Origin of the sequence: Ralstonia edaphi, assembly GCF_958350185.1 — a bacterium.
Lineage (GTDB): Bacteria > Pseudomonadota > Gammaproteobacteria > Burkholderiales > Burkholderiaceae > Ralstonia > Ralstonia edaphi.
The window spans coordinates 1-17,632 of sequence record NZ_CATWHI010000012.1 but is presented as its reverse complement, the minus strand read 5'-3'; the positions used below and the strand labels follow the sequence as shown (position 1 = coordinate 17,632).

Sequence of the window (17,632 nt, the reverse complement as noted above, 5' to 3'; positions counted from 1 at the left end):
CGTATGACGAAGCCCTTACCAGGGCTTCTGCTGTTCCGATTCGTGCAGCAATTGCGCGTAAAGCTGGTGACGGCGTGGATCGATCTTGCCCTCGGCCATCGCGCCGAGAATGCCACAGCCGGGTTCCTGCAGGTGCCGGCAGTTATAAAAGCGGCACTCGGTCAGGCGCGGACGGAACTCCGGGAAGGCGCGTTCCAGCATCCCTTCGCTGAGGTGATGCAAGCCGAATTCCTGGAAGCCCGGCGAGTCGATCAGTACGCCACCCTGGCCCCATTCTGCCGGGAGGTGATAAAGCCGCGTGAACGTGGTCGTGTGCTTGCCCGAGTCAAGTTTCTCGGAGATCTCGCGCGTCTGCGCATCCACGCCCGGAATCAGCAGGTTCAGCAGCGACGATTTACCCATGCCTGACTGGCCAATGAGGATCGAGGCACGGCCCGCCACGTGCGGTTCGAGCGCGGCATGTGCGGCTTCCGGTGCGCCGTGCACGGTCAGTTCGACGATGGTGTAACCGAGACCCCGGTAAAGCTCCAGGCGTGAGCGCGCCGTCTCCAGTCGCGCGGTCAGGTCGATTTTGTTGAGCAGGATCAGCGGGGTGATGCCGAGGGATTCTGCGGCGACGAGCGCGCGGCCGAGCAGGTCTTCCGAAAAACCCGGCTCGGTGCCGAGCATGATGATGACCTGATCCAGATTCGCGGCCAGCACCTTCGATTTGAACTGATCGGAGCGATAGAGCAGGTTGCGGCGCTCGTCCACCCGCACCACGACGCCTTGGTCGACAGCGGTGGTTTCATAGACCACGCGATCGCCGACGGCGCACTCGCTGCGTTTGCCCCGTGGAAAGCATTGCAGGAAACCGCCCCCTTCGCGTTCGACAAGGTAATGGCGCCCGTGCGCGGCGATCACGAGCCCATGTTCGCCAGTGGCCGCCTGCTTATGGGCGCGGCCCGGTTTGCCGCGCGTCATGCCGCGCGGGCCTGCACGAGGCGCTCCACGCGCTGCGATGCAGTCGGGTGCGAATAGTAGAACGTGGAGTAGACCGGGTCCGGTGTGAGCGTCGATGCGTTGTCCTGGAACAGCTTGACCAGCGCCGAGACGAGCTGATTGGCGTCGGCGTGCTCGGCGGCAAAGGCATCCGCTTCGTACTCATCCTTGCGCGACGACAGGCTCGCCAGCGGCGAGACGAAGAACGTGAATACCGGCAGCACCAGGAAAAACAGCATCAGCGCCAGCGCGTGGTTGTCGGAGAACAGGTTGGGCGCCACGCCCAGGCCGAGGTAGAACCACGTGCGCGTCATGAGCCAGCCGAGCAGCGCCAGCGCACCGAGGCTCAGCACGAACGTCACGGCGATGCGCTTGGTGATGTGATGGCGCTTGAAATGGCCCAGCTCATGGGCGAGCACGGCTTCCATCTCGGACGGGTTCAGGCGCGCGAGCAGCGTGTCGAAGAAGACGATGCGCTTGGTTGCGCCAAAGCCGCTGAAGTAGGCATTGCCGTGGGCGCTGCGGCGGCTGCCGTCCATCACGAAGAGGCCCTTGCTGGCGAAACCGCAGCGCTTGAGCAGGCTTTCGATGCGCGAGCGCATCTCTTCGTCCTGCAGCGGGGTGAACTTGTTGTAGAGCGGTGCGATGACGTTCGGGTAGATGGCCTGCACAAACAGCATGAACGCCATCCACACGACCCAGGTGTACAGCCACCAGTGCGCGCCCATCTTGTCCATCAGCCAGAGCACCGCCAGCAGCAGCGGCAGACCCAGCACGGTACCGATGGCCAGGCCCTTGAGGTTGTCGGCCAACCAGAGCTTGAACGTCATGCGGTTGAAGCCGAAACGCTCTTCGACGACGAACTGCGCATACAGCGAAAACGGCAACTCGATCACGCTGCTGATCGCGATGACCGACGCGATGAGCGCCACGCCATACGCGTAGCCGGGGCCAAACACGCCCAACCAGGCCTGGTTGATCCAGTTCAGCCCGCCGAGCAGCGTCAGCGCGATCAGGAGGGCTGCCTGAACCGGTACTTCCAGCATCGCCAGGCGCGTGCGGGCGATGGTGTAGTCGGCGGCCTTGCGGTGCATGTCCAGTGTGATCGACCCGGCAAACTGCGCGGGCACGGCATCACGGTGACGCGCGACGTGACGGATTTGCCGCGCGGCCAGCCACAGGCGCGTGGCGGACATCAAGACAAGGGCGACCAAGAAGACAACGGTAAAGGCGGGCATGTGGGGAAACACCTATCAGATATGCGAAAATTATAGCCTTCAGTCATTTTCTCAAGGCCCTTGAGTGAGCACCCCAGTGAGTACCCCTGTTTCCCCGTCCACCGCATCCCCCTCGACCCCGAACCGTGTTGCTGCCAAGAGCGACAACAACCTGGTCTGGCTCGATATGGAGATGACCGGCCTGAGCCCTGAGAACGACCGCATCATCGAAGTGGCCGTGGTGGTGACGGATTCGGAGCTGAACATCCTGGCTGAAGGCCCCGTGCTGGTGATCCATCAATCCGACGAGCTGCTCGACGGCATGGACGCGTGGAACAAGGGCACGCATGGCCGCTCGGGCCTGATCGACAAGGTCAAGGCATCGACCACGACCGAAGCGGAAGCGGAAGCGGAACTCCTGGCGTTCCTCAAGAAGTGGGTGCCGAAGAGCAAGTCGCCGATGTGCGGTAACTCCATCTGCCAGGACCGCCGCTTCATGGCGCGCTACATGCCCAAGCTGGAGGAGTACTTCCATTACCGCAACCTGGACGTCTCCACGCTGAAGGAACTCTGCAAGCGCTGGCAGCCGGCCATTGCCAAGGGCTTTACGAAACACCAACGGCACACGGCGTTCGCAGACATCATCGAGTCGATCGAAGAGCTGCGCTACTACCGCGAGCACTTCATCCGCGACGTGCCGCAAACGCCCGACGCTGAGGCGCTGGCGTCTTCTGTCGCCCCGTAATCAGACCTGCAGCGGTTTTGCGCGCACAGCGTGTTTGGGCCGCCAGGCCTTGACCACGCTGTCGTGCGTCTCGACATAGGGGCCGCCGATCAGGTCGATGCAGTACGGAACGGCCGCAAAGATGCCCGGCACCGCGGCGCGGCCCTCTACATCCTTCAAGCCCTCAAGCGTTTCCTTGATGGCGCGCGGCTGACCCGGCAGGTTGATGATCAGCGCAGCGCGTGAGGGCGTCTCGCGGATCACCGCCACCTGACGCGACAAGATCGCCGTCGGAACGAAATGCAGGCTGATCTGGCGCATCTGCTCGCCAAAACCCGGCATTTCCTTGGTGGCGACGGCCAGCGTGGCCTCGGGCGTCACATCACGGCGCGTCGGCCCGGTGCCGCCCGTGGTGAGCACCAGATCGCAGCCGGCATGGTCGACCAGGTCGATCAGTGTGTCGGCAATCGTGGCCTGATCGTCCGGAATCAGCCGTTCCACCCCTTGCCACGGCGAAGACAGCGCAGCGACAAACCAGTCGCGCAGCGCCGGAATCCCTTCATCCTGATACGTGCCGGCCGAGGCGCGGTCCGAAATCGACACAAAGCCGACGATCAGTTCGTCGGCGTGGCGGCGGGTGATCGGCGCGGAGGGGGCAGGGGCTGTCATGCTTCGTCGTCTTCGGCTTCGGGTTGATCGGCGTCGTCCTCGTTGCGGTCGTTGCCGGACAGGGCCTGCTTGACCATCTGGAACAGTTCGCGCGACGACTTGGGCGGCTTGGCCAGCTGCGCTTCCTTGCGCGCATTGCGCACGAGCGTACGGAGCGCCTGCACGTCGGAATCCGGGTGCGCTGCAATGAACTCGGTGATGGCGTCGTCGCTGGCGATCAGGCGGTCCCGCCAACGTTCGATGGCATGCAGGCGCGCGGTTTCGGCCTTGGAGGCGCCGACGAAGGTGGCGAGGACGCGGCGGATGGCCTCGACTTCCTCGTCGGTCAGCGCGCGCATCAGCTTGCCGATGTACTGCATCTGGCGGCGCTTGCCTTCATGCGCGGTGGTGCGCTTGGCCTCGCGCAGCGCGTCGACCAGCTTTTCGGGCAGCGGCACCTTGGCGAGTTTGTCCTTGGGCAGCGCTTCCAGCGCCGCGCCCAGGTCTTGCAAGGCGTTGACCTCGCGCTTGCGCTGCGATTTGCTCTTGGGCGTATCCGGATCGTCCTCGTCACCGATGTCGGTGCGCACGACGGGTTGCAGATACGTGGGGTTATGTCGGGATGCTCGGCTCATGGCGCGCATTGTATCTTGCTATGATGGGCGTTTCCGCCAGTTCTTGCCCGCTTTTGGCAAAATCGCGGCACCCGTTTCTCCCCTCCATTGCCTATGTCTCAAACGCTCGATTCCAAGACCGCCCCAGTGTTTGCCTACCGCCGCGAACAGCTCGAAGAGATGGCCACCGATGTGCTGCGCATTGCACGCGAACTCGGCGCCACCGATGCCGCGACGGAAATCTCCGAAGGCCAGGGCCTGTCGGTCACGGTGCGCAAGGGCGAGATCGAGACCATCGAGCAGAACCGCGACAAGATCGTCGGCGTGACCGTCATGCTGGGCAAGAAGCGCGGCAACGCCAGCACGTCGGACTTTTCGCCGGCGGCATTGCGATCCACCGTCGAGGCCGCCTACAACATCGCGCGCTTCACCGCCGACGATGACTGCGCCGGCCTGGCAGAAGAAGAACTGCTGGAGAAGCACCCGCAAGACCTGCAGCTGTATCACCCATGGATGATCGATGCCGAGGCCGCTGTGGAAATCGCACGCGCCGCGGAAGCCGCTGCCTTTGCCGTGAGCCCGAAAATCCGCAACAGCGACGGCTCGAGCATCTCGGCGCAGCATTCGCACTTCGTGCTGGCCACGTCGCGCGGTTTCATGGGCGGCTACCCATATTCGCGTCACTTCATTTCGGCCGCGCCGATCGCCGGTTCGGGCGCGCATATGCAGCGCGACGATTGGTACTCTTCGAAGCGCTCGCCGGACGATCTGGCCGCACCGGAAGCGATCGGCAAGTACGCCGCCGAACGCGCGCTGGCACGTCTGGGCGCGCGCCGACTGACCACCCGCAAGTGCCCGGTGTTGTTCGAGGCGCCGCTCGCGGCGGGCTTGCTGGGTGCGTTCGTGCAGGCAGTGTCGGGTGGCGCGTTGTACCGCAAGTCGACGTTCCTGCTCGATACGCTGGGCAAGGAAGTCTTCGCACCGCATGTGCAGATCAAGGAAGACCCGCATGTCCTCAACGGGATGGGCAGCGCGCCCTTCGACGAGGAAGGCGTCCGCACGCAGCGCCGCGATGTGGTGAAGAACGGCGTGGTGGAAGGCTATTTCCTGTCGACGTATTCCGCGCGCAAGCTCGGCATGCAGACCACCGGCAACGCGGGCGGCTCGCACAACCTGACGCTGTTCTCCGACAAGACGACGCCCCAGGATGACTTTGCCGGCATGCTGCGCCGTATGGGTACCGGCCTGCTGGTGACCGAACTGATGGGCCAGGGCGTGAACTACGTGACGGGCGACTATTCGCGCGGTGCGTCGGGCTATTGGGTCGAGAACGGCGTGATCCAGTATCCGGTGGAGGAGATCACGATTGCCGGCAATCTGGGCGAGATGTTCCGCCAGATCGTCGCCATCGGCGCGGATGCGCTGGTGCGCGGTACGAAGGAAACGGGCTCGATCCTCATCGAACAGATGACGATTGCCGGCGAATAAATCGCCCTAGCGGACATGAAAAACGCGCTCGAAATTGAGCGCGTTTTTTTATTGCCTGCCGCCGGTTACTGCTCGTTCGATGGCGGGCGTTCGTACGTAACGAACGCGTAGTCGAAATCGTTGGGCGCTGCCGCGTGGTGCGTCTCGCGCGCCACCTCGTGCCAAAGCTTCGGGTCGGGCGCGGGGAAGTGCGCGTCGCCCTCGAAATCGGCGTCGATCTCCGTGACGATCAGGCGGTCCGCGCTCGGGAGGGCATCCGCATACAGTTGGGCGCCACCGATCAGGAAAATTTGCTCAGCGCCCACACACAGACGCTGCGCGTCTTCCATCGAATACGCGATCTCGCAGCCCGGCAACTCAAGCTTGGCATTGCGCGTGACGACAATGTTGCGCCGGCCCGGCAGCGGACGGCCGATCGAATCGTACGTCTTGCGGCCCATCACGATGGGCGCGCCCATGGTCGTGCGCTTGAAGTGCGCGAGATCTTCCGGCAGGCGCCAGGGCAGGGTGTTGTCGCGGCCGATCACGCCATTGCGGGCGCGCGCGACGATGAGCGTCAGGATGGTCATACGTTTACACGGCCACCGGTGCTTTGATCGCGGGATGGCTCTGGTAGCCGACGATCTCAAAGTCTTCGTACTGATAATCGAAGATGCTCTCGGGCTTGCGCTTGATGATCAGTTTCGGCAGCGGCAGCGGTTCGCGCGCGAGTTGCGTCTCCACCTGTTCAAAGTGGTTGTTGTAGAGGTGGCAGTCGCCGCCGGTCCAGACGAAATCGCCCACATCGAGGCCGGTCTGCTGCGCAACCATGTGCACCAGCAGCGCGTAGCTCGCAATGTTGAACGGCACGCCGAGGAAGATGTCGGCGCTGCGCTGGTAGAGCTGGCATGACAGCTTGCCGTCGGCCACGTAGAACTGGAAGAACGCGTGGCAAGGGGGCAGCTTCATGCGCGGGATGTCCGCCACGTTCCAGGCCGAGACGATCAGCCGGCGCGAATCGGGGTTGCGCTTGATCTGGGCGATCAGCTCGGCGATCTGGTCGATGTGTTCGCCGTTGGGCGTCGGCCACGAGCGCCATTGCGAGCCGTAGACGGGGCCCAGCTCGCCATCGGCGTCGGCCCATTCGTCCCAGATGGTCACGCCGTTGTCTTGCAGCCAGCGCACGTTGGTCGAACCCTGGAGGAACCACAGCAGTTCATAGACGATGGACTTGATGTGCACCTTCTTGGTGGTCACCAGCGGAAAGCCGTCCTGCAGGTTGAAGCGCATCTGGTAGCCGAACACGGAGCGCGTGCCGGTGCCGGTGCGGTCGGCTTTGTCGGTGCCATGTTCGTAGACATGGCGCATCAGGTCGAGATAAGGCTTCATGCGAGCGCGGGGCGAAGAGGCGGGGCGTCGGAAATCGGGTGAGCCGCATTGTAACGTGAGCGGCCCGGCGTCGACTGTACCGGTAGTGTCCGCAAACTGGCCCGTTCAGATGACCAGAACGGCTGGGCTGACAATGCGCGGAATTGTCGATGTTGCCAGACACGCGGGGCGGGCAAGATGGCCTTATCACGTCAACTGTCAGCTGGAGAAACCATGTCGCTCACTGCTACCTCTGCGTCGCTGGACCGGGCCGCCGAATTGCGCCATCTGCGCGCAGCGGCCAGCATCGTCCATGCGGTGATTCCGCCGACCGCGCAATACTGCTGGCCGTTGCTCTCCCAAGCCATGGGGGCCGAGGTGTGGGTGAAGCATGAGAACCACACGGAAGTGGGCGCGTTCAAGCTTCGGGGCGGGCTGACCTATCTGCATGCTCTGCGCCAACGCGAGCCCCAGGTGCGCGGTGTGATTGCCGCCACGCGTGGCAATCATGGTCAGTCGATTGCATGGGCGGCGCGTCGCAACGGTGTCGCTGTCACCATCGTTGTGCCGCATGGCAATAGCGTGGAGAAGAACGCCGCCATGCGCGCACTCGGCGCAGAGCTGATCGAAGCGGGCGATGATTTCCAGGCCAGCCGCGAGGCGGCCGATCAACTGGCCGCTGAACGCGGTTTGCACTTTGTCTCCTCGTATCACCCGGACTTGGTCGTCGGCGTAGCAAGCTACTGGCTGGAGTTCTTCGAGGCCACGCCGCTGGATGTGGTCTATGTGCCCATCGGCATGGGTTCCGGGATTTGTGCCGCGGTGCGGGCGCGCGATGCGTTGGGGCTGTCGACACGCATTGTCGGCGTGGTGTCGGCACATGCGCGATGCTACGAGCAGTCGTTCAAAAGCGGTACGGCGGTGTCGGCGCCAGTGTCGACGCTGCTGGCCGACGGGCTGGCGTGCCGCACCCCGGATGCGAACGCCCTTGAGGTGATCCGCGCCGGTGTCGAAGAAGTCATTGCGGTGACGGATGACGAAGTGGGGGAGGCCATTCGCCTGTATTTTTCCACCACGCACAACGTGGCCGAGGGCGCTGCCGCCGCGGCCCTGGCGGGCGCATGGCAGCAGCGCGAGCAGATTGCCGGCCAGCGCGTCGGCCTCCCGCTGACCGGCGGCAACATCGATCGCGCCAAGCTGGCGCGAGTCCTCGCCGGTCAGCCGATCCTGGCTTAGGCGGGTTGCTGGCGGCGACGTTGCACCAGCCAACCGCCGCCCAGCACGACCAGGAACACCACCACATACACGGCCCACTTCAGCGGCGGCTGCGCAGCAAAGAACGCCTTGAGGACCGGTTCGGCAACGATCATGTGCGCGGCCGTATAAGCCAGCACTGCCGCGCCGCCATAGATGATGATCGGGAAGCGTTCGATCAGACGCAGTACCACGCCGCTACCCCATACCACGACGGGCACGCTGATCAGCAGACCCAGCACCACCAGAAGGAAACTGCCGTGCGATGCGCCGGCAATGGCAAGCACGTTGTCGATGCCCATCACCGCATCGGCGATGATGATGGTCTTCATGGCGCCCATCAGCGTGGTGCTGCCCGCGCCGTGTTCGTCGCCGCCCTGGCCGTCGTCAGCCAGAAGCTTCCATGCAATCCACACCAGCGCCAGACCGCCGACGAGCATCAGGCCAGGAATCTTCAGCAGCCACACCACCGCCAGCGTCATCAGTGCACGCACAACGATGGCGCCCGCAGCGCCCCACAAGATGGCTTTCTTCTGCAGCTCGGGCGGCAGGTTGCGCGCCGCCAGCGCGATGAGGATGGCGTTATCGCCCGCCAGCACAAGGTCGATCACGATGATCGATGCCAGCGCGGCAGCAAACTGCATGGTGAAAATGTCAGACAACCATTCCATGGTGGCTCCAAGTCAAACAACAATAAAAATCGGTTGACCGAACTGCATGGAGTGCTGGGGCGAGACGCTTTGCAGACCATGAAATCCGGTTGCAAAGGTCTTGCTCGACACGCACAGGTTGGGAACCTGCTGGTGCCGGCACGACCGGAAGCGTGCGCTTCGTCATGACGATCGTGCCTGGGGCTGAAGAACCCCCGAGCTACTCCCCTTTGAGGAAGTCCGCATTATATCGCAGCAGGCCGATTGTGCGCTGCAAAAACGCAACATGGCATGCGGGCGCGCTATGCGCGGTTTTTTCAGCGGCGTGGGTGATTTTTACGAACGGCGAGATGGTGCGTTGTGGCCGCCTCCGGCGAAAGAACGGTGGCGCTGACACAAAGCGGCGTCTACGCTGCAATTTCATCCGCGCGCCACGGGCCTGCGGTGATGGCATAGGCGCCATGGCACATTTCTCGCTGTCGACAGCCCTCATGACCATGCAGCACCGCGCCGTTCCACCCACAACGGGAGACACCATGCAGGCCACCAAGCCGTCCGCCGATGCCTATGCCCGCCGCGCGCTGGCTCGACTGATCCAGCCGCAGCCCACGGTCGACGCCGTCGGCGCAGGCTTGACCTTCTACCAGCTCTTTACGGAAGACGACGCCGCACTGCGTGCCGAGGCCGAAGCCGGCTTACTCGCACCGGCAGCCAGCATCAGCCCGAAGTTCTTCTACGACGCCCTTGGTTCGCGTCTGTTCGAAGCGATTACCGATCTGCCCGAGTACTACCCGACGCGCACCGAAGCGGCCATTTTCAGCTTGCATGCGGCCGAGATCGCGCTGCGTGTGGGCCGCGGTGCCACATTGATCGACCTGGGCGCCGGCAACTGCGAAAAGGCCGCGCGCCTGTTCCGCACGCTGGCACCGTCGCGGTATGTGGCGATCGATATCTCGGCAGATTTCCTCCGCGATACGCTGCGTGGGCTTGCGCGTCAGCATCCGCAATTGCCGATGGTCGGCATTGGCGCCGATCTGTGTGCGCCGCTGGTGCTGCCCGATGCCGTCGGCGACGGGCGCCGCGTGTGGTTTTACCCCGGTTCGAGCCTGGGCAACTTCACGCCGGAAGAGGCGGGGGCATTTCTGTCGCGCCTGCACGAAGCTTCGGCACCCGGCGACAGCGTGCTGATCGGCATTGACCTCATCAAAGACGCGCAACGGCTCGAAGCCGCTTACGACGATCCGCTCGGCGTGACGGCAGCCTTCAACCTGAACGTGCTGCGCAACCTGAATCGCCTCCTGGGTGCGAATTTCGACGTGCGGGATTGGCGCCATGTCGCGCTGTACCGCGCAGAGGCGCACCGCGTTGAGATGCATCTGGAAGCGCGTCGCGACGTCACGGTGCGGTGGGGCAAGCACGCGCGCGCCTTCGCGGCGGGTGAACGCATGCACACCGAGAACTCGGTCAAATACGACCTGCCGAGCCTGCAAGCGATGTTTGCCGACGCCGGCTTCGAAGACCTGCATGCCTGGACCGATGTCAGCGGCGACTTTGCCGTCTGCCACGCGAGCGTAGGCCGCTAGGCCCGGCGGCAGAACACCATGCGGGCCGGTGCGATAATGGATCGATTCCCGCCCGAGGTGTGCCGCGATGGCTGAATTCTTCATGCTTCCTGATCCGACCTTCATCGGATCGCTTCCCGACTGGACCGACGGCCGGCGCCTGCCGCGCCAGGGCATCGCGCACAGCCTGGTCGATGCGCGCAATCGCACGCTGGCCTTGTTGTCCGCGTTTGGCGACACGCAGCGCGGCTGGCAGATTGAACGCGTGGAGCATCACGCCCCGCCGCTGTGGACGCTGGGCCAGCTCGCCTGGTTTGCTGAATTCTGGTGCCTGCGCGAGCCGCGTCGCAACGGCAGCGACACCATTGAAGACGGCGCCGGCACCGAGTGGGATCTGGCGCGTTGGCAAGCCACGCTGCCGGCCGCGCTCGATGGTGCCGATACGTTCTTCGACATGGACCGCATGCCGCCGGAGGCCTGCTGGGAACTGACGCTGCCGGGCATCTCGGCGATCAAGCAGTACGCGCACGACGTGCTCGACCGCGTGCTACGTAAGCTCGCCACGCTCGGCACTGACGACGATGCGGCGCTGGAGCCGTTTCGCTGGGCGGTTTTTCACGAAGACCTGCGCGCCGAGCATCTGCACGGCCTGCTGCAGGTGCTGGGCCTGCAACCCGCCGGGCAACCGCCGCTGGCCGCCGTGGCTGTGCCGGCTGCGCAGACATTGTCGTTGCCTGGTGGCCGCTTCCAGATGGGCTGGCCCGACGCCGACGGATTCTTCTTCGACAACGAATGTCCGCCGTATCGCACTTATGTGCCCGCGTTCGAAATCGATGCGCAGCCCGTCACGAATGGCCAATACCTGGAGTTCATCGAAGACCGTGGTTACGACCATCCGCAATGGTGGTCGCCTGCCGGCATGGAGTGGCTGATGATGCAAGAGCGTTCGGCGCCCCAAGGCTGGCAGCGGGATCCCGCCACGCGCACCTGGCAGGCACTGCGCTACGGTCAGGCGCGCACGATCAACCGGGATGAAGCCGTCCGCCATGTGAGCCTGTATGAAGCGCAGGCGTGGTGCCGCTGGGCGGGCCGTCGCTTACCGACGGAAGACGAATGGGAGATGGCTGCGGTGCAGGGGCGCGCCGGTTTCCATTGGGGGCAGGTCTGGGAGTGGACGTCATCGCCGTTCGAGCCGTATCCGGATTTCGTGCCTGGCATGCCGCGCGGCCGTGTGGCGAGCCTGTCGGCGCCGCACTTCCAAACGATGCAGACGGTGCGCGGTGCCGCCGCACATACGCCGCAGCGCGCGCGTCATCCGCGTTTCCGGGGCTTCTTGCTGCCGGAGCGCGATGACGTCTTTGTTGGTTTCCGAAGCTGTGCGCTTTGACGGAAGCTTGTTGGACAGAACCGGTAAGTCGAACGGCAACGCATCAAAGTTGCCGCCCAAACAAAAAACCCCACGCTGTTAGACGTGGGGTTTTTGTTGGCTGCTGCTCAGACCATCCCGAAGAGTGGCCCGTCATCGATCAACGATCGAAGTCGCGCGAACGGCCCTTGCTGCCGTAGCTGTCGCGGTTGCCGTCGCGGTTGCCGTAGCTGCGACGCTGCGCGCCGTTGCCACCGTCGCCGAAGCGGCTGCCGCCGTTGTTGTCGCCGAAGCGACGCGGGGCGCCTTCACGGTTGCCGTAGCTGTCGCGGTTGCCGTCACGATTGCCATAACCGCCAGCGTTGCCGCCGGTGCTGTTGCCGTAGCCACGGCTGCCGTCTTGCGTACGGGCGGGGCGCTGTTGCCAATCGCCACGGTTTTGCTGGCCTTGGCCGTACGACTGACGCGGAGCGCGGTCGTCGCGGTTCCATTCACGTTGGCCACCTTGGTAGCCGCCGCCGTTACCGTTGCGATCGTCGCGGCGCGGAGCAAAGCCGTCGCGGTCGCCGCCGAAGCTGCGCTGGAAACGGCCTTCGCTGTTGCCGCCATTGCCAGCCTGGCGTGCGCCGTAGCCTTCGCGCTGGCCGCGATAACCGCCGCCATTGCCACCGTTTCCACGGTAGCCGCCACGGTCGCCACCAGCACGCGGGCCGCCGGTACGCGGCTTGGGCGAGCGCTTCGGCTCCAGGCCTTCCACCACGGAGGCGTCGATGCGGCGATCAACGAAGCGCTCGATGCGGCGCCATTGGAACGTGTCGTTGTGGTTCACCAGGTTGATGGCGATACCGCTGCGGCCGGCACGGCCCGTACGGCCGATGCGGTGCACGTAGTCTTCGGCTTGCTTGGGCAGGTCGAAGTTGACCACGTGCGTGATGTCCGGCACGTCGATGCCGCGGGCGGCCACGTCGGTGGCCACCAGCACGCGCAACTGGCCGCGGCGCAGTGCCGTCAGCGTGCGGTTACGCGCGCCCTGGTGCATGTCACCGTGCAAGGCGCCGGCGGAGAAGCCGTGCTCGGTCAGGCGTTCGGCCAGCGAATCGGCATCACGCTTCGTCGCCGTGAAGACGATGGCTTGCTTGAGCGATGCATCGCGCAGCAGGTGATCCAGCAATTGCTGCTTGTGCGACATGTCGTCGGTGAAGTGCAGACGCTCTTCGATGTTGCTTTGGTCGATCTTGGCAGCGGCGATTTCGATACGCTGCGGCTCGCGCATCATGCGCTCGGCCAGTTGCTCGATGCGGCGGTCCATCGTTGCCGAGAACATCAGCATCTGACGCGTGGCTGGCGTGGCGCCGACGATGGCTTCGATGTCATCCGAGAAGCCCATGTCCAGCATGCGGTCGGCTTCGTCAAACACGAGCATGTCCAGAGCCGACAGGTCGATGCGGCCCGAGTCGATGTGGTCGAGCAGGCGGCCCGGCGTAGCGATGATGATGTCCGGCATGCGTGCCAGCATGTCGAGCTGCTTCGGGTACGGCATGCCGCCCAGGATGCTCGCGCAGACGATGCGACGCAGATGGCGGCCGTATTGTGCGGTGGCGGTGGTCACTTGCAGGGCCAGTTCACGCGTGGGCGTGAGCACCAGCAGCGACGGCTTGGCCGGCGCCGGGCGAGGGCGGCGACCCTTCATGCGTTGCGGCGGGCCGTCCATGCGCGGACGCTGCGGCTCAGGCTGCTCGCTGATGCGCTGGATGGCTGGCAGGATGAACGCGGCGGTCTTGCCCGAGCCGGTCTGGCTCGTGACCAGCAGGTCGCGGCCCGACAGGCAGGCCGGAATGGCTTGGGCCTGCACCGGCGTCGGTGTGGTGTAGTTCACTTCACCCAGCGCGCGGACGATGCGGTCGTCCAGGCCCAGTGCAGCAAAGGCGCTGGCACGGGTCGCGGCTTCGGCGATGAGGTTTTCGGTATTGGTGTTGATGGTTTCAGCGTGCGCAATAGCGCCGCTGCCGTCTTGAGGCTGCGTCATGTCGAATAGGTAGTAAGGCTGCCGCGCCGCTACATCAATGGATGCAGACGACGGAAATGGGATACGGCGACCGGTTAATCACGGGCGTCGGCGCCAATCGGATAAGGCCGGTTCGACAGACGGGCTGCAGAACGGACAAGGCGGGGGAGTGGGCCGGCCTCAAGCTGAACAGGTCAGCGAGGTGGGGCGGCGGTCCCTTCGGCGTGATGTGAATCCACGCGGGAGATCGGAGACGATGCCAAGCACAATGGCAATCGGCTGCGCATGCATGCAACGGGCGGGGATTCGGACGATGCGCTGGTCGGAACCAGCACATCGGCCAACCGCGGACCGAAAAATACGGCAGTAAGCAGCCAAGCCACGGACTATAGCACGAATTTTTGCAGTGCGCAAAAATTCCGCTGGCGCCGCGTGTGTCAGTGCCGCCGCTTGCCGGATCGAACGTGCGGCCTATACTCGAAAGACCGGCCACCCTCGCGGCCGGAAAGGGGCGGATGATGGAATTCCCGATGGCCTTCTCCAACCTGTACCTGTTGCTCGCTGTTTGCGTTGCGGGCGTGATTGGACTGGCGTCTGCACCAATGGTGATCCGAGGTGCGCGAGTAGGGATCCGCGTGCTGCTGACGATTATCGGGGTGTTGATCGGCTTGCTCGTGCTCGAAGCGCTGCCGGTGCTGACCTAGATGGCCCGGGGCCATCCGCAGCCATAGGCCCGCCCGCATGTGGCGGGCCTTATCGTTTTGTGCGAGCAAGAAAAACAAAAGCCAGGCTGCTTGCCTGGCTTTGTCGCGTCTGCTGGTCCCGCCGACAGGAATCGAACCTGTATCTCACGCTTAGGAGGCGCGTGCACTATCCATTGTGCTACGGCGAGAGACCGACCCCGGGTGACGTGAACGGCCGCCCGAGCGAGCCGCGATTCTACGCAATTTGCAGAGCCAAGACCAGTGAAGCACGGGGCTGGAAGGCGCTCCTCGGCCAGCAGTTACAGGCCTCACATGAAACGGTGATGACGGCGCCGGTTCTGTGGGGAGCCGCCTACAGTTCAGACGCAGTTGTGACGAAGCAAACGCTAAAGCGAACGAACGATCGGTCAAAGAATCAGATTTAAGTATTACGAACTTTGCACGATTGTTCACGGAAGTTATGCTTCATCACCCCTTTTCAGAACCCCTAGGCGACCAACATGCTGACATCCGAAGAACGGGACGATCCGTGGACGGTGGAGCCGTCGCTGGAAAGCCTGCTTCCCAAGCATCGGTCTGGCACGATCGATCGACCGATCTATTTCCGTCACACCGATACGCCCGACGGCCACGTCATCAAGCAGTTTCCTGACGGCTCGCGCCAGCTCGTGCGCTTTGTCGGCCTGGAAGAGCAGGTCGTCAAACACTTTCTCTGACTCCGCTTCCTGCGCTGGCGAGCGGCTTCGTGCACATCTCGTAAGACATGATGTGTTGTGTTTCCTGACGATGCACTGACGTGATCAGCGCACTATCATTCGCAAATATTTACGTAAGCGATTGATAAGTTCATGGGAAGTATGCAAGGGTTTGCGCCTGCCACGCCGTCGGCGCACGACCATTACTCCGGAAAGCGATCCCTGGGTGAGCCGCGCGCCATCGACATGGTTGTGCCGTGTCCGGTACGCGACTGGACGCCTGCCGTCACGTCTGATGAAGCCGCTGCCATGCGTTCCGCGCTGGAACGCGGCAATGTGCTGCATTTTCCCGGGCTCGACTTTCCACTTGATGTCCGAGAGCAGCGTTTTCTCGACGCACGGTGGTCCGACGGCAAGACGAAGAACATCAACCTGCGGGCCACCGAGACGCGCGTGCGTGGCGCCGTCGGGCAGCCTGCAGACCTACGCGATCTCGCTACCCTGATCGAGCGTTACGCCGGTGCAGCGGAGCGCCTGGTGCTGGCGTTGTTTCCCGACTATGGCCCGCACTTGAAGCGAGCCGGGACATCGTTGCGGCCGGCCGAGATTGCGGGGCGCCCGGTCAGCTGGCGTAAGGACGATACGCGCCTGCACGTCGATGCATTTCCGTCGAACCCGCTGCATGGCCAGCGGCTCTTGCGTGTGTTCCACAACGTCGATCCGGATGCCCCGCGCGTCTGGCGCATCGGCGAACCGTTTGCCGACTTCGCCGAGCGGTTTGTGCCGAAAACGCGAGGGCTGCTGCCGGGACAATCGTGGCTGATGCACAAGCTGCATATCACCAAGCGCCTGCGCTCCGAATACGATCACCGCATGCTGCAGCTGCATGACCTCGCGAAAGCGGATCTGGTCTATCAACGCACGGCGCCGCAGCAGACGTTCGAATTCGCGCCGGGTGCGACGTGGGTAGTCTTCAGCGATCAGGCGCTGCATGCGGCGATGCGCGGTCGCGCGATGATGGAGCAGACGTTTTATCTCGACCCAGCGGCCGTTGCCGATCGGACCCATTCGCCCGAAGCTGTCCTGTCGCGCATCCTGAATAGGCCGATGCTGCCGGCCCAGCGCTGACCGCACAAACAAAAACGCCGCCATGCATGACGGCGGCGCTGATGCTCCGCGCAGTTCTCTTTAATCAGCGACTTTGTCGCTCGGATACTTGAACGAGTCGCGCAGCAAAAAGCTCATCGGGATATCCAGCTTGGCACTGTGCGGCGGAATCGGTTGCTGGAACCACTTCTTGTAGAGCTTCTCGGCGTCGTAGTCGAGGATGATGTTCGTCATCGCGCGATCGACCAGCCGCTTGAACTCGGCGTCGTCCTTGCTCAGCATGATCGCGTAAGGCTCGACCGTCAGCATGTCGCCGACGACGGCGTAATCGCTCGGGGTCTTGGTGTTGGCGCGGAAGCCATAGAGCAGCACGTCGTCCATTGCAAAGGCGTCGGCCTTGCCCGCTTCGACCATCGCGAAGGATTCAGCGTGGTCCTTGGCTTCGAGAAACTTCATGTTGAGCACGCGCACGTCGTTCATCTTGCGCAGTTCCGCCACGCTCGTGGTGCCCTTGGTGGTGACGACGGTCTTGTCGCGCAGATCATCCCACCGGCGAATGCCCGACGAACTCTTGACGATCATGCGGATGCCCGCGATGTAGTGCGGGATCGTGAACGCCACCTTCTCGCGGCGTTCGCGGTTGTTTGTGGTCGAGCCGCATTCGAGGTCGGCTTTGCCTTCCATGATGGCCGGCATCCGCGTGGACGGCGTGACCATCACGTATTGCACTTTCAGGTCGGGCCGCTTGAGGTCGGTGCGCAGCTTGTCGACCACGCGCAGGCACAGGTCGACGGCGTAGCCGACGGGCTTTTTATCGGCGTCGTAGAACGAGAAGGGCACGGAGCTTTCGCGATAGGCGACGCGGACCGTGCCGGTATCGCGGATGCGGTCGAGCACCGGCGTGGAGGATGCCAGGGCAGTGCCTGGTACGAAACTGGACAGCGAGGCGAAGAGCAGCGCTGCAGCCGGCAGCGCGCGCTTGAAGAACGGCATGGTTGTATCCCCCGGAAAGAATCGGTGGCCCACGTTATCGTTATGCCCGGCTCGTGACCGGAGGGCCTGCCGCATGATACGGCGCGGCGTCGCAGCCTGCAGGCCTGCGCTTTTCGGGTGTTGTAAGCAGGCTGCAAGAGTGGATTTCGCCCTCTAAAAGTTGGCCTGTGGCGGGTGCGTTGCAGTGGTGGGGGGGGGGGGGGGGGGGGGGGGGGGGGGGGGGGGGGGGGGGGGGGGGGGGGGGGGGGGGGGGGGGGGGGGGGGGGGGGGGGGGGGG

General features: G+C 64.0%; 17 protein-coding genes and 1 tRNA gene. 8 read left to right on the top strand and 10 right to left on the bottom strand.

The features are described 5' to 3' along the window. Nucleotides 1-15: 15 nt before the first annotated feature. Together rsgA and R2669_RS24550 are read right to left on the bottom strand one after the other, a co-directional pair. Complete coding sequence (gene rsgA, locus R2669_RS24555; protein WP_316902460.1) at nt 16-963, bottom strand: ribosome small subunit-dependent GTPase A; 948 nt, start codon at nt 961-963, stop codon at nt 16-18. Further along, nucleotides 960-2,219: a M48 family metallopeptidase gene (locus R2669_RS24550; RefSeq protein WP_316902459.1), complete on the bottom strand. Its 1,260-nt coding sequence runs from the start codon at nt 2,217-2,219 to the stop codon at nt 960-962. The genes rsgA and R2669_RS24550 overlap by 4 nt, the downstream gene beginning before the upstream one ends. 76 nt (nt 2,220-2,295) lie before the next feature. On the opposite strand from R2669_RS24550, the gene orn reads away from it, so the two are divergent. Further along, nucleotides 2,296-2,943, top strand: coding sequence for an oligoribonuclease (gene orn, locus R2669_RS24545; protein WP_430708846.1), 648 nt, complete (start codon nt 2,296-2,298; stop codon nt 2,941-2,943). Here orn and mog read toward each other — a convergent pair whose 3' ends face one another. Further along, complete coding sequence (mog, locus tag R2669_RS24540; RefSeq protein ID WP_147214141.1) at nt 2,944-3,591, bottom strand: molybdopterin adenylyltransferase; 648 nt, start codon at nt 3,589-3,591, stop codon at nt 2,944-2,946. Beyond that, nucleotides 3,588-4,205 carry a ribosome biogenesis factor YjgA gene (yjgA, locus tag R2669_RS24535; protein ID WP_316888147.1) on the bottom strand — a complete coding sequence of 206 codons (618 nt, stop codon included), beginning with the start codon at nt 4,203-4,205 and terminating at the stop codon, nt 3,588-3,590. The genes mog and yjgA overlap by 4 nt, the downstream gene beginning before the upstream one ends. Nucleotides 4,206-4,298: 93 nt before the next feature. Between yjgA and pmbA the strand changes: the two genes are divergently transcribed. Next, nucleotides 4,299-5,672: a metalloprotease PmbA gene (gene pmbA, locus R2669_RS24530; RefSeq protein WP_316874197.1), complete on the top strand. Its 1,374-nt coding sequence runs from the start codon at nt 4,299-4,301 to the stop codon at nt 5,670-5,672. Nucleotides 5,673-5,737: 65 nt separating this feature from the next. Here the strand turns inward: pmbA and R2669_RS24525 are convergent, their stop codons facing one another. Beyond that, entirely contained in the window at nt 5,738-6,241 is a 504-nt protein-coding gene (locus R2669_RS24525; protein ID WP_147214144.1) for a dihydrofolate reductase, read from the bottom strand. A gap of 4 nt (nt 6,242-6,245) precedes the next feature. Next, a complete protein-coding gene (locus R2669_RS24520) occupies nt 6,246-7,040 on the bottom strand; it encodes a thymidylate synthase (RefSeq protein ID WP_147214145.1) in 795 nt (264 codons plus the stop codon). Between the two features lie 213 nt (nt 7,041-7,253). On the opposite strand from R2669_RS24520, the gene R2669_RS24515 reads away from it, so the two are divergent. Then, a complete protein-coding gene (locus R2669_RS24515) occupies nt 7,254-8,255 on the top strand; it encodes a threonine dehydratase (RefSeq protein ID WP_316888144.1) in 1,002 nt (333 codons plus the stop codon). Here the strand turns inward: R2669_RS24515 and R2669_RS24510 are convergent. Continuing rightward, a complete protein-coding gene (locus R2669_RS24510; RefSeq protein ID WP_147214147.1) occupies nt 8,252-8,944 on the bottom strand; it encodes a TerC family protein in 693 nt (230 codons plus the stop codon). The genes R2669_RS24515 and R2669_RS24510 overlap by 4 nt on opposite strands. Nucleotides 8,945-9,459: 515 nt before the next feature. On the opposite strand from R2669_RS24510, the gene egtD reads away from it, so the two are divergent. Both egtD and R2669_RS24500 read left to right on the top strand, forming a co-directional pair. Beyond that, nucleotides 9,460-10,506, top strand: a complete 1,047-nt coding sequence (gene egtD, locus R2669_RS24505; RefSeq protein ID WP_316889195.1) for an L-histidine N(alpha)-methyltransferase — start codon at nt 9,460-9,462, stop codon at nt 10,504-10,506. A gap of 67 nt (nt 10,507-10,573) precedes the next feature. Beyond that, the gene (locus tag R2669_RS24500; RefSeq protein WP_316888142.1) at nt 10,574-11,872 is read left to right on the top strand and encodes an SUMF1/EgtB/PvdO family nonheme iron enzyme; all 1,299 of its coding nucleotides are present in this window, start codon (nt 10,574-10,576) and stop codon (nt 11,870-11,872) included. Between the two features lie 139 nt (nt 11,873-12,011). On the opposite strand, the gene R2669_RS24495 is transcribed toward R2669_RS24500, so the two are convergent. Continuing rightward, on the bottom strand, nt 12,012-13,877 hold the full coding sequence (locus R2669_RS24495) for a DEAD/DEAH box helicase (RefSeq protein WP_316888141.1): 1,866 nt from the start codon (nt 13,875-13,877) through the stop codon (nt 12,012-12,014). 494 nt (nt 13,878-14,371) lie between these two features. Here R2669_RS24495 and R2669_RS24490 point away from each other — a divergent pair, with 494 nt between their 5' ends. After that, on the top strand, nt 14,372-14,560 hold the full coding sequence (locus R2669_RS24490; RefSeq protein ID WP_147214240.1) for a hypothetical protein: 189 nt from the start codon (nt 14,372-14,374) through the stop codon (nt 14,558-14,560). Between the two features lie 113 nt (nt 14,561-14,673). Here R2669_RS24490 and R2669_RS24485 read toward each other — a convergent pair. Further along, a tRNA-Arg gene (locus R2669_RS24485) sits at nt 14,674-14,748 on the bottom strand. Between the two features lie 312 nt (nt 14,749-15,060). Here R2669_RS24485 and R2669_RS24480 point away from each other — a divergent pair. Then, on the top strand, nt 15,061-15,276 hold the full coding sequence (locus R2669_RS24480) for a hypothetical protein (RefSeq protein ID WP_316874202.1): 216 nt from the start codon (nt 15,061-15,063) through the stop codon (nt 15,274-15,276). Between the two features lie 132 nt (nt 15,277-15,408). Then, on the top strand, nt 15,409-16,383 hold the full coding sequence (gene kdoO / locus R2669_RS24475; RefSeq protein ID WP_316874203.1) for a Kdo hydroxylase KdoO: 975 nt from the start codon (nt 15,409-15,411) through the stop codon (nt 16,381-16,383). Nucleotides 16,384-16,443: 60 nt separating this feature from the next. Here the strand turns inward: kdoO and R2669_RS24470 are convergent, their stop codons facing one another. After that, nucleotides 16,444-17,355, bottom strand: coding sequence for an amino acid ABC transporter substrate-binding protein (locus R2669_RS24470; protein ID WP_316888139.1), 912 nt, complete (start codon nt 17,353-17,355; stop codon nt 16,444-16,446). Nucleotides 17,356-17,632: the final 277 nt, after the last annotated feature.